The organism is Streptomyces sp. NBC_01450 (assembly GCF_036227505.1).
GTDB lineage: Bacteria > Actinomycetota > Actinomycetes > Streptomycetales > Streptomycetaceae > Streptomyces.
The window spans coordinates 4,583,573-4,601,700 of the sequence record NZ_CP109480.1; the positions used below are offsets into that span (position 1 = coordinate 4,583,573).

Genomic DNA, 18,128 nt, shown 5'->3' on the forward strand with positions numbered 1-18,128 from the left:
GGGTACGAGGGGGACTTCGGTGTCGTTCGTCGGGCGCACGCGTGAACTCGCTGCGGCGCGAAGGGAGTTGCTGGCCAGACGGCTCCTCGTGGTGACCGGCGGACCCGGCTCGGACCCGTCCGCGTTTCTCAACGTACTCGCACGAGAGGTCGCCGACGAGACGGGGCTTCCGGTGTACCGCGTACGGGTGGCGGCGGACTCCGGGGAGTGGTCGTCCGAGGTCGTGCTGTCACGCCTGTTGGAGGCGTGCGGGGAGGCGGCCCGGGAGGCACTCGCCGAGCCGGCCGTGCGGACGCCGGGCGAGGCGGCGGACCGCGTCGTCGAGGCCTGCCGGGGCGTGTTCGTCGCGCATCCCTGCGTCGTGGTGGTGGACGGAGTCCCGGCCGGGACGACGGACAAAATCCCCAGCGGCACGATGGACGCGATCCCCACCGGGACGGCGGACGGGTCCCTCCTCGCCGGCCTGATCAGCGTCTTCGCCGAGTCGGAGTCCTTCCTGCTGGTGGGCTCGGCGGACGCCCAGGAGGGCGCCGCTCCACCGTCGGCCCACGCCCCCGACGACCACACGGCCCTCCTCGAACGGGCCGTCACCGCCCACCGCGGGGGCCGTCTCGGCGAGGCCGACCAGCACCTCCGCGCCCTCCCCTCCGACCGGCGCGCCGACGGCCGGGCGCTGCTCACCCGGGCCGCCGTGCACTGCGACCGGGGAGATCCGCGCGCGGCAGGACCGCTGCTGAGGCGAGCCGTGGAGGCCTACCAGGTCGGCGGCGACCGGCACGGCGAGGCGTGGACCGTCTTCCTGTACGGGCGGATGTGCCGATTACGCGGCCGGACCGAGGACGCGCGGAGACTGCTGCACTCCGCGCGGGAGGCGTTCCGGGCGGTCGGGGAGGCGCGGGGCGTGGCGTGGGCGAGCGGCGAACTCGCGCGGCTGGCCACTCGGTCGGGCGCCCCGGCCCCGGAAGCCCTCGCCGAGGCGCGTCGGCTGCACGAGCGCGCGGGCGACCGGCGCGGCGCCGCCTGGGCGCACCTGTGGTGGACCGTGGCGCGGGCGGACGAACCCGGCTTCCCCTGGCAGCAGGAGTTCACGGACGTCCTACGCCGCTTCCATGAGGTCTCCGACCGGCTCGGGACGGCCTGGACACTGCACCACCACGCACTGACCCTGACCCGTGCGGACGGGACGGACGGGACGGACGGCGCGGACGGGCCGGACGAGCGCCGGCGCGAGGCGGACCGGCTGTTCGAGAGGGCCTTGGCGCTCTTCGAAGAGGCGGACTGCCCGCACGGGCGGGCCTGGACCATGCTCGAGTACGCGCTCCGCTCCCCCGCCCGCCGCTTCCTGAACGGCGACTGGGCGGCCGAGATCCGCCATGTGTTCCATGGGATCGGCGACGAGGCGGGCGAGGCCTGGGTGGACCTCGCCGAAGCCGGACCGCCCCCGGACGGCGAGCCGCCGTACGAACTGGCCTGCCGCTACCCCGCCGCCCTGCTGGACGCGGTGGAATGGACCGAGGCAGGCGATCCGCTGATCCCGCGCGCCGCCCGCGACACCCAGCCCGAACCCCGCCCCGACTTCCCCCGCCCCGGCGACCGCGACCGCCCGGACGACTCCAGGGCCCACGTCCGGCTGACCCTGCTCGACGAGGTGCCCGTCCCGGACGTGCCCGCCCGTATCGCCCTCCAGGTCGTGCCCGGGCCCGCGCATCCGTGGTCCACCGCCCCGCTTCCCCCGCTCACGGCCCGCGCGACCCCCCTCGGCCACGCGGAGATCGACCCCGCGTACGCCGTCCCCGTCGTCGGTGCGAAGTCCTACGGCGCGGGGTCCCACGGCGCGGAGTTCCGCTTCACCCCGCACCGCCCCGGCTCGCACCGGCTGCGTTTCACCGTCGAGGATCCCGCCACCGGGACCGTCCTCCAGCAGGTCGAGGCCGAGATCGACGTGGTCCCGTCCGATCCGAGGCCGCACCGGCCCACCGCGCCCCGCCCCGCATCCGCACGGAGGGCCTGAGCCCGATGGCCCGCGAACTTCTCACCCAGGTCGTCCAGGACCCCAGCCGCGGCTTCACCCGCCGCCCGGACCTCACCGTCCGCCACCCGGACCTGGTCCTCGCCCTCGACGCCCACGCCGACGACCACATCAGGGCCCGGATGTACGGCCCGGCGGCGCCCCCGTCCGCGACCGAGCACGCGCTGAAGCTGAATGTGAAGCCGGCCGCCGTCATTGCCGCCGCAGCGCATCTGCGGGCGCTGTGGAAACGGGAGCTGGTCGACTTCCAGCCCGTCGACGGACGCGGGATCCCGGTCGGGGGCCGCCCCTACTTCCCGTACGCCACCTGCCCGGATCTCACCGCCGAGCCCCGGGAGGAGCTGCGCGGGATCCTCGAGGAGCTCGCCCGCCAGGGCTCCCATCTGCTGTACGGGGAACTCCTCGGCGACGGCGGCCAGGGCACCCGGCGCTTCGGCGAGATCCTGACCGGCGCGCTGAGCCGCGAGGAGCCGTTGCGCATCCGCGTCGACTCCGACCTGGTCCTGCCCTGGCCGATGCTCGCGCTGCCCGAGGACACCGCGAGCGGGCCCGGAGGCCCCGTCGGCGACGCCTTCCGCCGTTTCCTCGGCTACCGGCACCAGATCGAGCAGACCGGTGGCCACCACCCGAGCCTCCCGGCCCTCCCGGACCTCCTGGACCCCGCCGACAACGAGCACGCCCGGCTGCCGCCCCCGTTACCGGTGGTGAGCCTCAATCACGACCAGGGCATCGACCCGGAGGGCGCCACCCGGGCCGCCGAGGTCGAGAGCGCCCTCGCCACCGGCACCGTCCGCGTCGAACGCACCCGGTGCGACGAACTGCTGGGCGCCCTGCGCTCCGGCGGGCTCGACGAGCAGCTGATGTACTTCTGGTGCCACGGGCACTTCAGACCCGTCCCCGACGACAGCGCCCCGCTGTTCGCCGTACGGCTGAGCGACCACAAGGACATCGACGTCCGTACGGTCCTCACCGAGCGCGGCGTCGCCGAACCCCCGCTCCCGCGACGTCCCCTGGTGTTCCTCAACGCCTGTTACGCCGGGCTGCCCGCCGACGCCGAGCCGGCACGCCTGGGCGGCGCGCTCATCGAGGCGGGCGCGGGCGGGGTGCTGGGGCCCCAGATCGAGATGCCACGGCTGTTCGCCGCCGAGTACGCCCACGCGTACATCACCCGCTATCTCGGCGGGCGGGAGACCGCGGGCGAGATCGTCCACGGGCTCGCCCGACACTTCGCCGACGTGTGGAGCAACCCGCTCGGCCTCGCGTACGCCCTGCAGTGCGGCATGGACAGCAGGCTGGAGCGGGCCGCCGTAGGACCGCCGTAGGACCGCAGGGGCGGGCGGTGCCGTGGGTACGCACTCCGGCCACCCACGACCGGAGCCCGCGCACCGCCCTCGGCCCTGAGCCCTCAGCCCTTGGCGGGCGAGGCCTTCCCGCCGGGACCGGCACCGGGGCCGCTCCCCTTGCCGGAGGCCGCAACGCCCTTCTTGGGCTGCTCCGGGTCCTCCTCGAAGGTGACCTTCCCCATGTGCCGGTTCATGGACTTCATCAGGCCCCACACCGCCAGGGCCAACGCCGCGAAGACGATGAAGCCGAGGACGCCGGGGGTGACCTTGTTCTCGTCGACCTCCTTGGCGAGGGGGACGAGGTGCGTCAGTGCCAGGCTTGCGCTCATGTCAGGCATTGTCGCGGATGCCCGCGAAGAGGTCGTCCTCGGGGAGGGAAGTGTCGACCAGAGAGGTGGCGAGCTCGTACTCCTCGGTCGGCCAGACCTCCTTCTGGATCTCCATGGGGACCTTGAACCAGCCGCCGTCGGGGTCGATCTGCGTGGCGTGCGCGATCAGCGCCTTGTCACGGATCTCGAAGAACTCCGCGCACGGAACATGCGTGGTCAGCGTGCGCTCGGCGCGCTCGAACTCCGACCACCGCTTCAGCCAGTCCCCGTACGGCGACTCCAGACCGCGCTCAAGGAGGGCGTTGTGCAGCGCCTCGGTGCGCGGGCGGTTGAAGCCCTGGTTGTAGTAGAGCTTCTGCGGCTGGAACGCCTGGCCGTACTCGGACTCCGGGTACTTCTCGGTGTCCGTCGCCCCCTCGAACGCCACCATCGAGATCTTGTGGGTCATGATGTGGTCGGGGTGCGGATAACCACCGTTCTCGTCGTACGTGGTGATCACCTGCGGACGGAACGAGCGGATCTGCCTGACCAGCTCTCCGGCCGCCTTGTCCACGTCCTCGAGCGCAAAGCAGCCCTCGGGCAGCGGCGGCAGCGGGTCGCCCTCCGGAAGGCCGGAGTCCACGAATCCGAGCCACTCCTGCTTGATGCCGAGGATCTCGCGGGCCTCGTCCATCTCCTTCTTGCGTACCTCGTGGATGTGCTCCTCGATGTACTTGTCGCCCTGCAGCTTCGGGTTGAGGATGGAGCCGCGCTCCCCGCCCGTGCAGGTCACGACCAGCACGTCCACCCCCTCGGACACGTACTTCGCCATCGTGGCCGCGCCCTTGCTCGACTCGTCGTCGGGGTGGGCGTGCACGGCCATCAGTCGCAGCTGGTCAGTCAAGACTCGATCCTCAGTAAGTCGGCCAGTCGGCAAGTCGGCGCCCGGCGTGTTTCGGCGTGATGGGCGGCTTCTATAGTGACGGAATCGGGGGGCGAATAATTCCGGGACCCCCTCCCCGAGAGGACGATCATGAGCACGGCGAGCACGCAGTTGCCCGAGGGTCGCTACGGCCGCTCCGAGGACGAGCGCGCGGACCGGAAACTCAAGGTCATCGGCAGTGTGCTGGGCGTGGCTCTGCTCGTCCTGATGGGCTGGTTCGCGTACTACTACGTCTTCTCGAACAAGATCAGCGCCGAGGTGATCACCTTCAAGGCCGTCTCGGACAACGCGGTCGAGGTGCATCTGGAGGTGCGCAAGGACTCGGGCGCCCACGGCTACTGCACCCTGCGCTCGCAGGCCGACAACGGCAGCGAGGTGGGCCGCGCGGACTTCCGTTTCGACCAGGACTCCTCCCGCATCGACAAGGTCGTCACGATCCGTACCACCGCCCGCGGCGGCACGGCGGAGCTGCTCGGCTGCCACGCCGACTGACACCACCCGCCGCCGTCCCCGGCATCACCCTTGACGCGTACGCGCTGACCTGCGTTGACGGAATTCTGATGCCTTATGTCCTCCCCCTTCTGCCGCGGAATTGTTAGGCTCGTGGTTTCGCCCACCCGTGAAAGCACATCCTTCTGGGTAGGGCGATGCTTTGTATTCCCAGTACCTACGAGGAGCACCTGTGACCCAGACCAGCGAGAACGTCACCTGGCTGACCCAGGAGGCGTACAACCAGCTCAGGGCCGAGCTGGATTACCTGTCTGGTCCTGCGCGCACGGAGATCGCCGCCAAGATCGCGGCCGCGCGCGAGGAGGGCGACCTGCGCGAGAACGGCGGGTACCACGCGGCCAAGGAAGAGCAGGGCAAGCAGGAGCTCCGTGTGCGCCAGCTGACCCAGCTCCTGGAGAACGCCAAGGTGGGCGAGGCTCCCGCGGCGGACGGCATGGTCGCCCCCGGCATGGTCGTCACCATCGCCTTCGACGGCGACGAGGACGACACGCTGGACTTCCTGCTCGCCTCGCGCGAGTACGCCAGCGCCGACATCGAGACCTACTCGCCCCAGTCCCCCCTGGGCTCCGGCGTGAACGGCAAGAAGGTCGGCGAGGACGCCCAGTACGAGCTGCCCAACGGCAAGCTCGCCTCGGTGAAGATCCTCAAGGCCGAGCCCTACAAGGGCTGAGCCTCGAGCAATCCCCATGACGATGCCCCCGGCCGCGCGCCGGGGGCATCGTCATACGCGAGCAACCACCGTCACCCGCACACCACCGCCATCACACCGTCACCTTCACGCCGTCGCCGAGCGGTACTTCCGCACCGCCAGCGTCCGGAATACGACGATGATCAGGACCGACCAGAGCAGCGAGGCCCACACGGGGTGCTGCATGGGCCAGGTGTCCGACGGTGAGACGCCGGGGTTGCCGAACAGCTTTCGGCAGGCCTGCACCGTGGCGCTGAAGGGGTTCCAATCGGCCACGGGCTGCAACCAGGAGGGCAACCTGCTGGAGTCCACGAACGCGTTCGAGATGAACGTGACCGGGAAGAGCCAGACCAGTCCGCCCGACGTGGCCGCCTCGGGCGTGCGCACGGAGAGACCGATGAGTGCGCCGATCCAGGTGAACGCGTACCCGGACAGGAGCAGCAGACCGAAGGCGCCGAGGACCTCGCCGATGTTGGTGTGGGTGCGCCAACCGACCAGCAGGCCGACAACGGCGAGCACGAACAGGGTGAGGGCCGTCTGCACCAGGTCGGCGAGGGTCCGGCCGGTCAGGACCGCGCCGCGCGCCATGGGCAGCGAGCGGAAGCGGTCGATGAGGCCCTTGTGCATGTCGTCGGCGATGCCCGCGCCGGCTCCGGCGGTGGCGAAGGTGACGGTCTGCGCGAAGATGCCGGCCATCAGGAACTCGCGGTAGGTGGACGGCTCCGTCGTCCCACCGATGTTCATGGAGCCGCCGAACACGTACGAGAACAGCACCACGAACATGATCGGCTGGATCAGTCCGAAGATCAACATCTCCGGGATGCGGGACATCCTGATCAGGTTGCGCTTGGCGATGACCAGGGAGTCGCGCACGGACTGGACGATGGCGCCCTGGGGGGTCGCCGCCACGGGGGCGGTGTCTGTCACGGCACTCACTTCGTGGCCTCCGTCTGCGTGGTTTCGTTCTCCGCGGGGTCCTTCTTCACGGGGCCCTTCTTCGCCTTGCGGCCCCTCGCGTCCCCCGCCACGCCGTTCTCCTCGTCCTTCATCTCGGCGACATGTCCGGTCAGGGAGAGGAAGACGTCGTCGAGCGTGGGCCTGCGCAGCCCGATGTCGTCGATCTCGATGCCGCGGGTGTCCAGTTCGCGGATGACCTCGGCGAGGAGCTTCGCGCCGCCGGTGACGGGCACGGTGAGCTTGCGGGTGTGCTCCTCGACGGTCGTCTCTCCCTTGCCGAAGCCGCGGAGCACCTCCGAGGCCGTCGCTATGTGCTCGCGCTCGTGCACGACGACCTCGACGCGCTCGCCGCCGGTCTGCGCCTTGAGCTGGTCGGCGGTGCCGCGCGCGATGACCCGGCCGTGGTCGACCACACAGATGTCGTGCGCGAGGTGGTCGGCCTCTTCGAGGTACTGCGTGGTCAGCAGCAGGGTCGTACCGCCGGAGACCAGCTGCTTGATGACCTCCCACAGCTGCTGCCGGTTGCGCGGGTCGAGGCCGGTCGTCGGCTCGTCCATGAACATCACCGGCGGTGAGACGACCAGCGCGGCGGCCAGGTCGAGCCGGCGGCGCATACCGCCCGAGTACGTCTTCGCGGGGCGGTCGGCGGCGTCCGTCAGGTTGAACTGTTCCAGGAGCTCGGCCGCGCGGACCTTCGCGGCCTTCGCCCTCATCTGGTAGAGCTGGCCGACCATCTGGAGGTTCTCCCGGCCGGTCAGGTACTCGTCGACCGCCGCGAACTGTCCGGAGAGGCCGACCCTGCGCCGTACCGCGTCGGGGTGCTTGAGCACGTCGACGCCCGCGACGAACGCCTTGCCGCTGTCGGGGCGCAGGAGGGTCGTCAGACAGCGGACGGCGGTCGTCTTGCCCGCGCCGTTCGGTCCCAGCAGGCCCAGGACGGTGCCTTCCGGGACATCGAGATCGACGCCGTCCAGAGCCCTTACGTCACCGAAGGTCTTCACCAGACCTTCGGCATAGATGGCGCCTGGCATGTGAGTTCTCCACGTCGTTGGGGAATTTTCACGGCAACTGCTTACCTTTGCCCGTCTCGTCCCGCCTCACAGACTGCGACGAGCACAGCGAGAGACCCGGCGAGAGCTGGGCGTGGCACCCACCGTAACGCGATGTATCGCGTTACTCAACAGATTTTTCCGAGCTTCGAGGACGGTGGCCCCGGCCTCGGACGATGTCAGTCGATGACCCTGTAGCCCGCCTCGCGCAGGGCGCGGCCGAGCTCGGCGCAGTGCTCCGGACCCTTCGTCTCCAGGTGCAGCTCGACCTCCACCTCGGTGAGCCCGAGCCGGGGGTCGGTCCGTACGTGACTCACATCGAGGACGTTAGCGTCCGCCACTGACAACACCCCGAGAAGTGTGGCCAGGGCGCCGGGACGGTCCGTCAGCCGCAGCGTGACCGCGAGGTAGCGGCCGCTCGCGGCCATGCCGTGGCGCAGGATGCGCTGCATCAGCAGCGGGTCCACATTGCCGCCCGACAGCAGCGCGACGACCGGGCCCTCGAAGGCCCCGGGCTCGCTCAGCAGCGCCGCGACGGGACTCGCTCCGGCCGGCTCGACGACCAGCTTGGCCCGCTCCAGACAGAGCAGCAGCGCGCTCGACAGGTGGCTCTCGGACACCGTACGGACCTCGTCCACCAGCTCCGCGACGATCCGGAACGGCACGTCGCCGGGCCGTCCGACCTTGATGCCGTCGGCCATCGTCGCCGGGTTGTCGATCGACAGCGGGCGTCCGGCCGCCAGCGAGGGCGGATACGCCGCCGCGCCCGCCGCCTGCACGCCGACGATCCGCACATCGGGGCGCAGCGCCTTCACCGCGACCGCGATGCCCGCGGCCAGCCCCCCGCCGCCGATCCCCACGACGATCGTGCGCACCTCCGGGCACTGTTCCAGGATCTCCAGCCCGACCGTGCCCTGACCCGCGATGATGTCGGGGTGATCGAAGGGATGGATGAACACCGCGCCCGTCTCCGCCGCGTACTCCTGGGCGGCGGCCAGCGTCTCGTCGACCACCTGACCGTGCAGCCTCACCTCGGCGCCGTATTCACGGGTGGCCGCGACCTTGGGCAGCGGGGCGCCGGTCGGCATGAAGACCGTGGAGCGCACGCCGAGCAGCGAGGAGGCGAGGGCGACGCCCTGCGCGTGGTTGCCCGCGCTGGCGGCGACCACACCCGCGGCGCGCTCCTCCGGAAGCAGCCCCGCGATCCGCACATACGCGCCCCGCAGTTTGAACGAGCCGGTGCGCTGGAGGTTCTCGCACTTGAGGTGCACCGGGGCGCCCACCAGCTGGGACAGGTACCTGCTGCCCTCCATCGCGGTCGTCCGCGCCACGCCCGCGAGCATCTTCTGGGCGCCTCGCACGTCGTCCAGAGTCACCTTGGACAAGGAGTCGGCCGTGCTGTAGTTCATGACCATCAGTCTCGCAGTTCACACCCGAGGGATCCTGGTGTGACCACGGGCCGAGACCGGTTTTACTCAGCGTCGGTACGACCCGCGTCCGGGCCGCGTACCCTTTCCCCCAACCCAGCTCCCCACGCATGAATTGAGCCCCCGGCCATGCCCACAACACCAGAAATGTCGATGGACATGACGACCGTCGGTGACACCGGTCTTCTCGACACGCTGCAGCACGAGGTCGCCCTGTTCGCGCGCCGTGCCGAACAGACCCGGCTCGGGGGGGTGGGGCAGGTCCGCAACTCCATGGACCGTGCCGCATACCTGCTGCTCAACCGCCTCGACAAGGAAGGCCCGATGGGCGTCAAGGCGCTCGCCGCGAGCATGGGCATCGACTCCTCGACGGTCACCCGGCAGGTGGCGCCGCTGGTCGACACCGGTCTCGTCAAGCGGACCTCGCACCCCGAGGACGGGCGCGCCGTGGTGCTCCAGCTGTCGCCGCGCGGGCAGTCCCGTCTCGACGAAGTGCGCTCCTCCAGGCGGCAGTTGATGGCCGAGCTGACACACGATTGGGCGCCGGAGGAGCGCGAGGCCTTCTGTGCGCTCCTCACGCGCTTCAACGGCGCGCTCTCGTCCCGGATGGCCACCACGGGGGGCACGGCGGGGGAGCAGCCGGCTTCCTGACCCGCCGGCCGCTTCCCGAGCCTTCACGCGTGTGTGCCCGCCGGACTCTTGACCGCGGGGGCGCGTCTGGCCTCATATGAGACCGGGCCCTTGTCGCACGCGGTGCGGCCCGTCGTACACGGCCGGGGCCCCTGGTCCCTTCAGGGTCGCCCTCGATCGGGAGGCGTGGTGCGAGAACGGCGTGCGTTCCTAAGCGCCCGCCGGGCCCGGGAGTTCGAAGCGTTCGTCGCGGGCGCGGCAGGGCGGTTGCTGCATGCCGCCACGCTGCTCACGGCGGAGCCGCCGAACGACAACCCGCGCGCGCGGCGCCTGCTGACGCTGGCGCTCGCCCACACGTACGCCTCCTGGGACCGGCTGCGCGGCGAGGACCCGTACGACCGGGCCCGCCAGCAGCTGGCCGTCCGCTTCGCGCGCGGGGCGTGGCACCAGTACGGGGCCCTGGGGCGCTCCCGTCCCTCCCCGTCCCCCTCCGGCTCCGTCGCCGTCCTGGCCCGGCTGACGCCCCAGGAGCGGCTGATCCTGGTCCTGAGGATGTACGAGGGGGTCGCCGAGGAACAGACGGCGGCCCTGCTCGGGCTCCCCGTGGAACGGGTCCGGGCGATCTGCGCCCGGGCGATGACGACACTGCTGCACCCGCCGCGGGGACCGGCGCCGGCCATGGCGAAGGTGGTGCCGTCATGAACCTGCCCGAGCGTGAGGCGACCGTACGGCGGCTGCTGGAGCAGAAGCAGCCCTCCGTGCCGCCCGACCTGTACGCGGACATCGTGCGCCGCGGGAGCCGGATGCTGCGCCGCAGGACGCTGGCCCGGCGGGTGATGTGGCTGCTGCTGTTCGCCGCGACCGTCGCCTTCGTGGTCTGGGCGTCCGTGGCCCGCCCCTGGGTGGAGCCGCCGTCGCAGACGACTCCACCACTGACGGGCTGGTGACCCCGAGGAGGAGCCAATGAGGTGGCTCCGACCCGGCTTCAGCCCAGGGCCTGCTGCAGGTCCTGGAGCAGGTCGTCGACGTTCTCGATGCCCACGGAGAGGCGGACGAGGTCGGCGGGGACCTCCAGGGCCGAGCCGGCGGCGGACGCGTGCGTCATGCGCCCGGGGTGCTCGATGAGGGACTCCACGCCGCCCAGGGACTCGCCGAGGGTGAAGACCTTGGCGCGGTTGCAGACCTCGACGGCCGCTTCCTCGCCGCCCTCGACCTGGAAGGAGACCATGCCGCCGAACGCCTTCATCTGCTTGGCGGCGATCTCGTGACCGGGGTGCTCCGGGAGGCCCGGGTAGAGAACGCGGGTCACGCGCGCGTGCCGGGTGAGCATGTCGGCGATCTTGGTGGCGTTCTCGCTGTGCCGGTCCATGCGCACCGAGAGGGTCTTGGTGCCGCGCAGCACCAGCCAGGAGTCGAAGGGCCCGGCGACCGCGCCCATCGCGTTCTGGTGGTAGGCCAGCTCCTCGCCGAGCTCCTGGTCGCCGACGATCAGCGCGCCGCCGACGACGTCCGAGTGGCCGCCCATGTACTTGGTCAGCGAGTGCACGACGACGTCCGCGCCGAGCGCGAGCGGCTGCTGCAGGTAGGGGGTGGCGAAGGTGTTGTCGACGACGAGCCTGGCGCCCGCCTCGCGCGCGATCTGCGCGACCGCGGCGATGTCGGTGATGCCGAGAAGCGGGTTGGAGGGGGTCTCCACCCACACGACCTTCGTCTTCGGCGTGAGGGCTGCCCGTACGGAGGCCGGGTCGCTGGTGTCGGCCACGGACCACTCGACGCCCCACCGCGAGACGACCTTCGCGAAGAGGCGGAACGTGCCGCCGTACGCGTCGTTCGGGATGACCACGTGGTCGCCGGGGCTGAGCAGCGTACGCAACAGGCAGTCCTCGGCCGCCAGTCCGGACGCGAACGCGAGGCCGCGACGACCGCCCTCCAGGGCGGCGAGGTTCTCTTCCAGTGCGGTCCTGGTGGGGTTGGCGCTGCGGCTGTACTCGTAACCGCCGCGCAGCCCTCCGACGCCGTCCTGCTTGTAGGTCGAGACCTGGTAGATCGGCGGGACGACCGCGCCGGTGAGGGGATCGGCGGTGTTGCCCGCGTGGATCGCGAGGGTCTCGAAGTGCTGACTGATGTGCCTGTCGCTCATGGGTCCTGAGCGTAGTGCGCCCGCGGGGTTGATGGCGGCTCACGGCCTGCGCAGGGCTCCTCGTGGCCGCCGGGACCGGACCGGGTTGGCCAATTGTCGGACCCGTCTGGTTCGCTTGAGGCATGGAGATTCTCTGGGTCCTGATGGCGCTGGCCATGTTCAGCCTGGTCCTGCTGCCGGTTTTCAGGCGCAGGCGTACCGGCATTCAGCTGGTCTCGCCCAGCGACCCGGACGCGGCGGACCCGGCGAACTACGGATTCCTGCGTCAGGAGGAGCTGGACATCCGCATGCCCGGACCGGACGGGGACCTCCTGGACGTCCTGGACCTGGTGCAGCGCACACAGGACTACCAGGCGGCCTCTCAGCTCCTGGCGGGCACGGAGATCTCGGGCGAGACGCGCTGGCAGCGGGTGCAGGCCTTCGCGGGCGCCGCGTCCCTGGAGCTGCAGCAGCGCCCGGGCGGGGTCAGCGAGATGCCGGGCGGGCAGTGGCTGCGGGTGTGGCGGGCCGAGAAGCCCAAGGACGCGGGCGGCGCGGCGGTGCACGCGGAGTTCCTGGTGCAGCAGGCGTGGCGGACGTCGACGCCGGGGACGGACGAGTTCCGGATCATCATGGAGGAGGCGAGGACGGCGTGCGGCGAGGCGGCACTCCTCTCCCCCGGTGACCCGATCCCGTACATCATCGAGCTGTCGGTGGCCCGCGGACTCGCCTACTCCCAGCCGGAGTTCGAGGCGCTCTGGCTGAAGATCCTGGACCGCGCGCCGGCCCACATGGGCGCGCATCTGGCGGCGCTGCACTACTGGTGCGAGAAGTGGCACGGCTCGCGCGAGGTGGCGTACTCCTTCGCGGAGGCCGCGGCGGCCCGCGCCCCTCAGGGCTCGCTGCTGGCCGCCATGCCCCTCTTCGCGGTCTTCGAGCACCTCCCCGAGGTGAACCTGGTCCGCGGCTTCTATCAGAGCGAGGTCGTCACGAAGGCGGTCCACGGCGCGCTCTACGCGGTGCACGCGGCCCGCCCCGACGACCCGATGCTGGCGCACGTGCGTCACCTCCTGGTGCTCTTCCTGGTCCGCGGCGAGCGCTGGGCGGAGGCCATGAACCAGCTGGTGCACGTGGACGGCCACGTGGGCGCCCTCCCCTGGACCCTCACGCCCGATCCGGCGGCGGACTACGCGCTCTACCGCGCCCTGGCGGTGGCGGGCTACGAGGCGAACGGCGGAACGCCGGCGTCGCTGCCCCGCTGAGCGACGCCCCGGAATTCCGACCGGTCTCCACACGTTCTGGATCACGCCCCCCGCTCACCCGTGCCCCTGTGACCCCGTGGAGACCGCATGTTCCTGCACAGCCGCACCCCGCAGCTCCCGACGGCCGAGCAGGCACTGCACGGCCGTCCGGAGCCGATCTTCACGGTCCCCGACCGGCACACCGTCCTCGGCACCCCCCTCCTCGGCCCCTACCCCGAGGGCCTGGAGATCGCCGACTTCGGCATGGGCTGTTTCTGGGGCGCCGAGCGCAAGTTCTGGCAGCTGCCGACGGGCGTGTACACAACCCTCGTCGGCTACCAGGGCGGCTTCACCGAGCACCCCACGTACGAGGAGGTCTGCTCGGGCCTGACCGGTCACACGGAGGCCGTCCGCGTGGTCTACGACCCCGCCCTCATCTCCTACGAGCGTCTCCTCCAGGTGTTCTGGGAGTCCCACGACCCGACCCAGGGCTTCCGCCAGGGCAACGACGTCGGCACCCAGTACCGCTCCGCCATCCACACCCACACCGCCACCCAGGCAGCCACCGCGAGCGCCTCCCGCGAGGCCTACCAGAAGGTGCTGGCCTCGTCCGGCTACGGCACGATCACCACCGAACTCCTCCCCGCGCAGGGCCGCACCTTCTACCCGGCCGAGGGCTACCACCAGCAGTATCTTGACCGCAACACAGACGGCTACTGCGGGATCGGCGGGACGGGCGTCAAGCTGAGCACCCCGTTCGGGACGAACCGAGGAGCGTCCTGCCCGACGGGCATCGCGCCGGCGCGGCAGGCCATCGAGGAGTAGTCCGCGGTTCGCCAGGGCCGCTTTCCCGCGGGCGTGGAAGCGGGACCGTATGACGGGCCGGAGGCCGCCGTTCGGATCACCCGAGGCGGCCCTTCAGGTGATTGCCGGACGCCTCATGGGCCGGGCGGCCGTCGCGGGGGTACGACGTCTCAGCAGAGCGCGAACCCAGAACACCGTGAGGAGTTTGGCGATGTACGCAGCAGTCCGGCGGTACGAAGGGGTGACCGATTCGGCCGAGGCCGCACGTCTCGTGAACGAGGGATTCGTGCCGCTCATGCGTCAGGTATCCGGCTTCGTGGCCTACTACTGGATCGACGCCGAGGACGGAGTGATGGTCTCGACCAGCGTCTTCCAGGATCGGGCCGGTGCCGACGAATCGATCTCGAGGGCTGCGGACTTCGTGCGGGACAACCTCGCGTCACTGCTCCCCAACCCTCCCCAGGTCGTGGCCGGCGAGGTGGTGGCTTCCGCATGACGGCGTTCGGCCCGGCCCCTCAGTGGTTCGAGCCCCTGATCTGATGACGAGAGACCTGTTTCCGTGCCGTCCGCCACCGTGACCGTGCCTGCTCGACCACGCTGTCCCACTGTCGGCGGACCTCGTGGTCGGAAGGACGGTGGCCCTGACGGATCCGGCTGAGCTCGTCTCGTACTTCTCGTCCCAGTGCCGCCGACGCGACCATGACGAGCATGGCTGCGAAGAGGGCGGAGATCATCGCGAAGACGGCACCGACCACCCCGTAGCGTGAGGCTGAGGAGTTGAACAGGCGCGGCATGTAGATGGTCGCGCCCACGGAATAGGCCACCGTCAGAACGGCGGCGGTGACGCCGAAGGGGAGCAGGTCCGGCCGGCTGATCCGCTTCCCTGACAGGATCCAGCCGCTCCAGACAAGGAATGCGGCGGTGACCGGCACCTGGCACACCGAGGCGGCCAGACCCAGTGCGCCCCCGCCAAGGAGCGCGGAGACCGTCGCGGTGACCACCCCGTAGCCGCCGAGGGTGAGGATCCACCACAGGCCGTTGCGCGTGTTGCGCACACTGAGGGGCTTGAGTTCCCATGTCTGCTCGAAGAGCCGCTGCACGGCTCGCGTGAAACTCAGCACCGAGATCGTCAGAAACACGGCTCCGAAGATGCCCACGCTCGCACTGGTGCCCTCGGCGGATGAGAACAGCGAGCTGACCGCCGTGGCGCCTGCGCCGCTGAGGTTGTAGCGCTTGATGATCCGCTCTGCGGCGTCGTAGTGCACGAAGTTGCCCAGGACAGCGCCGATGAGGATGGACAGCGGGACCAATGCCGTCAAGGCGCTGGACGCCAGGGCCATCGAGCGGTCGAAACCCACGATCTTCTGAAACCGGTTGACGACCCGCAGCGCGAAGGCAGGACGCAGCCAAAACGTCAGCGTTCTGACGAGGCGCTTTCGATTGATCCCCGCCGTGCTGTCCTCCGTGAAGATCGGGACCTTTATGGCGACGTGAGCCTAACGGACGGTCGCCGGACCGATGAGGGGCGACACGAGAAGCAGCTCCACTCCGCCGGACCGCCGGGCCGAGAGGAACGGGGTCGCGAACGGAGAGCGCGGGGAGGAACATCGGAATCACGTAGGCAAGGTGGTGGCTATGGGGACGCCCTCGATGCATTTCAGCGAGAGTCCTGAGGATCCGTTCGCCCTCAGGCGTGGCGCCTCGGCCGCGCTCGACGATCAGGGCACCGTGGTCGGCTGGAGCGTACGTGCACAGGAGTTGCTGGGCTATCCGGCCAAGGAAGTGATCGGACGGGCGTGGCAGGACTTCCTGGTCGACGCCCGTGACCTGCCTGTCGCGCGGTCCGTCGTCGTGGACGCCATGAGGACGGGCGGCTGGTTCGGGGTCCTGCCCGTCCGGCACCGCGACGGACGGCGGGTGGAGATGGGATTCCGGGCCCGCGCGATCACGCGGGACGGGGACCGTCAGGAGTGGGTCCTGGTCGGAGCCCCCGCCGCGGAGGTCAGTGCCTGGCAGCGGGACCGTGCGCTGCTGGACGGCCTGTACCGCCGGTCCCCGATCGGTCTGGTCACTTACGGCCCGGACCGGACGGTGACTCGGGTCAACCGTGCGGTCGAAAAGGCGAGCGGTGTCCCGGCCGATGCGCCGGTGGGCCGTCTCCCCCGCGAGTTCATGGTCGACGAGGACGCGGGTCCGGCCGAGGAGCGGGTGCGGCACGTCCTGGAGACCGGCGAGCCGTTGATCTTCACGGAGCAGTCCGCCCGGGCGCGCCACGATCCAGGTCGGGAACGGATCGTGTCCGTCTCGGCGTTCCGGATGGAAGACCCTTCGGGCCGGATTCTCGGCGTGGCCGAGACGATCGAGGACGTGACCGACCGCCACCGGGCCCAACGCAGGCTCGCCCTGCTGAACGAGGCAAGCGCCCGGATCGGAACCTCCCTGGACGTGACACAGACCGCTCGGGAACTGGCCGAGGTGGTCGCCCAGGGCCTGGCCGACTACTGCTCGGTGGACCTCCTCAAGCCGGTGACACTGGGTGACGAACCGGTTTCCGGTATGTCAGGCCCGCTGCTCCGAACCGCCCTCTCACCGCCAGAACACCGCGTCCCCTTCCAGGAAGGCGATGTGGTCCCGCTGCTTCCGGAATCTCCGCAGGCGCGGTGCCTGTTCGAGCGTCGCCCGGTTCTCGAAGGACTGCTGTCCCTCCGCCCCGAGTGGTACGCCATGGACCGGCGCCGGGTCGAGATCGCCCTGGGTCTCGGAGTTCACTCGCTGATCGCGGTGCCCCTGGTCGCGCGCGGTCTGGTTCTGGGCGTGGTGAGCCTGTGGCGATCGCGCCATTCGGAGCCTTTCGAGGACGACGATGCCGCCGTGGCCCAGGAACTTTCCTCGCGCGCGGCCGTCTGCATCGACAACGCACGCCGCTTCACCCAGCAGCAGAGCGCCGCCCTGACCCTGCAGCGCAGTCTGCTGCCGAGCGCGGCGTCCGATCTGCCGGCCGTCGAGGTGGCCTGCCGATACCTCCCAGCGAGTGGTGAACCGGGCATCGGCGGTGACTGGTTCGACGTGATCCCGTTGTCAGGAGCCCGGGTCGCCCTCGTTGTGGGAGACGTGGTCGGCCACGGGATCCACGCCGCGGCCTCGATGGGCCGCCTGCGCGCCGCCGTGCGCACCCTCGCCAGCCTCGACCTGGAACCGGACGAGGTGGTGGCGCGGCTGGACGATCTGGTCAGTCTGCTGGCCGCCGAGCTGGAGGCGAACAGCGACGGCGACGGGTCGGCGATCGAGCAGATGATCGGGGCCACCTGCGTCTACGCGGTCTACGATCCGGTCTCCCGGCACTGCTCCCTGGCACGCGCCGGCCACCCGGCACCGGTGGTGACCACGCCGGACGGCGAGGTGACCGTGCTCGACCTGCCCGCGGGCCCACCGCTCGGACTGGGTGGACTGCCGTTCGAGACGTACGACCTCGACCTTCCCGAGGGAAGCCTGCTCACGCTCTACACCAACGGTCTTCTGGAGGCGCGCAACGGCGACATCGACGCCGCGCTGGAGCACCTGCACGCATATCTCGCCCACTCCGCCGATCCCCTGGACAGCACCTGCCATGCCGTGGTCGAAGCGCTGCTGCCCAAGGGGCACCTCCCCACCGACGACATCGCGCTGCTCATCGCCCGTACCCGGGTGCTGCCCCGCCAGGATGTCGCCGCATGGCAGCTGCCCCTGGAAGCGACCGCCGCCGCCCGTGCCAGGCAGCTGACCACGGCGAAACTGGCCGAATGGGGGCTGACGGAACTGGCCTTCACCACCGAGCTGGTCGCCAGCGAGCTCGTCACCAACGCCTACCGGTACGCGGCCGGCCCCGTCACCCTGCGCCTCATCCGTACGCAATGCCTGATCTGCGAGGTGTCCGACGCCAGCCACACTTCCCCTCATCTCCGACGGGCCCTCAGCACGGACGAGGGCGGCCGAGGACTCTTCCTGGTCGCGCAGCTCACGGAGCGGTGGGGCACCCGCTACGCCCACGACGGCAAGACCGTCTGGACGGAGCAGCCGCTGCCGCACGCATGACCCGCGACG

At 70.6% G+C, this 18,128-nt stretch carries 18 protein-coding genes; 11 read left to right on the top strand and 7 right to left on the bottom strand.

The features are described from left to right. Positions 1 to 19 precede the first annotated feature (19 nt). Positions 20 to 2,011, top strand: a complete 1,992-nt coding sequence (locus OG568_RS20360) for a tetratricopeptide repeat protein (protein ID WP_329532618.1) — start codon at positions 20 to 22, stop codon at positions 2,009 to 2,011. Between the two features lie 5 nt (positions 2,012 to 2,016). Next, on the top strand, positions 2,017 to 3,351 hold the full coding sequence (locus OG568_RS20365) for a hypothetical protein (protein WP_329532619.1): 1,335 nt from the start codon (positions 2,017 to 2,019) through the stop codon (positions 3,349 to 3,351). A gap of 83 nt (positions 3,352 to 3,434) precedes the next feature. On the opposite strand, the gene OG568_RS20370 is transcribed toward OG568_RS20365, so the two are convergent. Both OG568_RS20370 and mca read right to left on the bottom strand, forming a co-directional pair. Then, positions 3,435 to 3,710 (bottom strand): hypothetical protein, encoded by a 276-nt coding sequence (locus OG568_RS20370; RefSeq protein ID WP_385074717.1) that lies wholly within the window; start codon positions 3,708 to 3,710, stop codon positions 3,435 to 3,437. Continuing rightward, positions 3,703 to 4,563 carry a mycothiol conjugate amidase Mca gene (gene mca / locus OG568_RS20375; protein ID WP_266438054.1) on the bottom strand — a complete coding sequence of 287 codons (861 nt, stop codon included), beginning with the start codon at positions 4,561 to 4,563 and terminating at the stop codon, positions 3,703 to 3,705. Before mca ends, OG568_RS20370 begins: the two co-directional genes overlap by 8 nt. 150 nt (positions 4,564 to 4,713) lie before the next feature. On the opposite strand from mca, the gene OG568_RS20380 reads away from it, so the two are divergent. Both OG568_RS20380 and greA read left to right on the top strand, forming a co-directional pair. Beyond that, the gene (locus tag OG568_RS20380; protein ID WP_266628060.1) at positions 4,714 to 5,115 is read left to right on the top strand and encodes a DUF4307 domain-containing protein; all 402 of its coding nucleotides are present in this window, start codon (positions 4,714 to 4,716) and stop codon (positions 5,113 to 5,115) included. 190 nt (positions 5,116 to 5,305) lie between these two features. Beyond that, positions 5,306 to 5,803: a transcription elongation factor GreA gene (greA, locus tag OG568_RS20385; protein ID WP_266436557.1), complete on the top strand. Its 498-nt coding sequence runs from the start codon at positions 5,306 to 5,308 to the stop codon at positions 5,801 to 5,803. 105 nt (positions 5,804 to 5,908) lie between these two features. Here the strand turns inward: greA and OG568_RS20390 are convergent, their stop codons facing one another. From OG568_RS20390 to ilvA, 3 genes are all read right to left on the bottom strand, one after another. Then, the gene (locus tag OG568_RS20390; RefSeq protein WP_329532620.1) at positions 5,909 to 6,757 is read right to left on the bottom strand and encodes an ABC transporter permease; all 849 of its coding nucleotides are present in this window, start codon (positions 6,755 to 6,757) and stop codon (positions 5,909 to 5,911) included. Further along, on the bottom strand, positions 6,754 to 7,809 hold the full coding sequence (locus OG568_RS20395) for an ATP-binding cassette domain-containing protein (protein ID WP_329532621.1): 1,056 nt from the start codon (positions 7,807 to 7,809) through the stop codon (positions 6,754 to 6,756). Before OG568_RS20395 ends, OG568_RS20390 begins: the two co-directional genes overlap by 4 nt. 197 nt (positions 7,810 to 8,006) lie before the next feature. After that, complete coding sequence (gene ilvA, locus OG568_RS20400) at positions 8,007 to 9,236, bottom strand: threonine ammonia-lyase (protein WP_329532622.1); 1,230 nt, start codon at positions 9,234 to 9,236, stop codon at positions 8,007 to 8,009. Positions 9,237 to 9,401: 165 nt separating this feature from the next. Here ilvA and OG568_RS20405 point away from each other — a divergent pair, with 165 nt between their 5' ends. The 3 genes from OG568_RS20405 (at position 9,402) to OG568_RS20415 (ending at position 10,831) form a co-directional block, all read left to right on the top strand. Further along, positions 9,402 to 9,905: a MarR family winged helix-turn-helix transcriptional regulator gene (locus OG568_RS20405; RefSeq protein ID WP_266438056.1), complete on the top strand. Its 504-nt coding sequence runs from the start codon at positions 9,402 to 9,404 to the stop codon at positions 9,903 to 9,905. Between the two features lie 168 nt (positions 9,906 to 10,073). Further along, a complete protein-coding gene (locus tag OG568_RS20410; RefSeq protein WP_329532623.1) occupies positions 10,074 to 10,586 on the top strand; it encodes a sigma factor-like helix-turn-helix DNA-binding protein in 513 nt (170 codons plus the stop codon). Continuing rightward, a complete protein-coding gene (locus OG568_RS20415; RefSeq protein WP_266436566.1) occupies positions 10,583 to 10,831 on the top strand; it encodes a hypothetical protein in 249 nt (82 codons plus the stop codon). Before OG568_RS20410 ends, OG568_RS20415 begins: the two co-directional genes overlap by 4 nt. 38 nt (positions 10,832 to 10,869) lie before the next feature. On the opposite strand, the gene OG568_RS20420 is transcribed toward OG568_RS20415, so the two are convergent. Beyond that, positions 10,870 to 12,024, bottom strand: coding sequence for a cystathionine gamma-synthase (locus OG568_RS20420; protein ID WP_329532624.1), 1,155 nt, complete (start codon positions 12,022 to 12,024; stop codon positions 10,870 to 10,872). Positions 12,025 to 12,146: 122 nt separating this feature from the next. On the opposite strand from OG568_RS20420, the gene OG568_RS20425 reads away from it, so the two are divergent. From OG568_RS20425 to OG568_RS20435, 3 genes are all read left to right on the top strand, one after another. Beyond that, entirely contained in the window at positions 12,147 to 13,265 is a 1,119-nt protein-coding gene (locus OG568_RS20425; RefSeq protein WP_329532625.1) for a hypothetical protein, read from the top strand. 87 nt (positions 13,266 to 13,352) lie between these two features. Further along, entirely contained in the window at positions 13,353 to 14,069 is a 717-nt protein-coding gene (gene msrA, locus OG568_RS20430; RefSeq protein WP_329532626.1) for a peptide-methionine (S)-S-oxide reductase MsrA, read from the top strand. Positions 14,070 to 14,259: 190 nt separating this feature from the next. After that, positions 14,260 to 14,544: a hypothetical protein gene (locus OG568_RS20435; protein WP_329532627.1), complete on the top strand. Its 285-nt coding sequence runs from the start codon at positions 14,260 to 14,262 to the stop codon at positions 14,542 to 14,544. Between the two features lie 19 nt (positions 14,545 to 14,563). Here OG568_RS20435 and OG568_RS20440 read toward each other — a convergent pair whose 3' ends face one another. Then, complete coding sequence (locus OG568_RS20440; RefSeq protein WP_329532628.1) at positions 14,564 to 15,406, bottom strand: hypothetical protein; 843 nt, start codon at positions 15,404 to 15,406, stop codon at positions 14,564 to 14,566. A gap of 277 nt (positions 15,407 to 15,683) precedes the next feature. Here OG568_RS20440 and OG568_RS20445 point away from each other — a divergent pair, with 277 nt between their 5' ends. Then, complete coding sequence (locus OG568_RS20445) at positions 15,684 to 18,119, top strand: SpoIIE family protein phosphatase (protein ID WP_329532629.1); 2,436 nt, start codon at positions 15,684 to 15,686, stop codon at positions 18,117 to 18,119. The last annotated feature ends 9 nt before the right edge of the window (positions 18,120 to 18,128 follow it).

Coding starts and splice junctions, on each gene's coding strand:
- OG568_RS20365 (WP_329532619.1), top strand. CDS start 2,017: ATGGCCCGCGAACTTCTCACCCAGGTCGTCCAGGACCCCAGCCGCGGC.
- OG568_RS20370 (WP_385074717.1), bottom strand. CDS start 3,710: ATGCCTGACATGAGCGCAAGCCTGGCACTGACGCACCTCGTCCCCCTC.
- mca (WP_266438054.1), bottom strand. CDS start 4,563: ATGGCCGTGCACGCCCACCCCGACGACGAGTCGAGCAAGGGCGCGGCC.
- OG568_RS20380 (WP_266628060.1), top strand. CDS start 4,714: ATGAGCACGGCGAGCACGCAGTTGCCCGAGGGTCGCTACGGCCGCTCC.
- OG568_RS20395 (WP_329532621.1), bottom strand. CDS start 7,809: ATGCCAGGCGCCATCTATGCCGAAGGTCTGGTGAAGACCTTCGGTGAC.
- ilvA (WP_329532622.1), bottom strand. CDS start 9,236: ATGAACTACAGCACGGCCGACTCCTTGTCCAAGGTGACTCTGGACGAC.
- OG568_RS20405 (WP_266438056.1), top strand. CDS start 9,402: ATGTCGATGGACATGACGACCGTCGGTGACACCGGTCTTCTCGACACG.
- OG568_RS20415 (WP_266436566.1), top strand. CDS start 10,583: ATGAACCTGCCCGAGCGTGAGGCGACCGTACGGCGGCTGCTGGAGCAG.
- OG568_RS20420 (WP_329532624.1), bottom strand. CDS start 12,024: ATGAGCGACAGGCACATCAGTCAGCACTTCGAGACCCTCGCGATCCAC.
- OG568_RS20425 (WP_329532625.1), top strand. CDS start 12,147: ATGGAGATTCTCTGGGTCCTGATGGCGCTGGCCATGTTCAGCCTGGTC.
- msrA (WP_329532626.1), top strand. CDS start 13,353: ATGTTCCTGCACAGCCGCACCCCGCAGCTCCCGACGGCCGAGCAGGCA.
- OG568_RS20435 (WP_329532627.1), top strand. CDS start 14,260: ATGTACGCAGCAGTCCGGCGGTACGAAGGGGTGACCGATTCGGCCGAG.
- OG568_RS20445 (WP_329532629.1), top strand. CDS start 15,684: ATGGGGACGCCCTCGATGCATTTCAGCGAGAGTCCTGAGGATCCGTTC.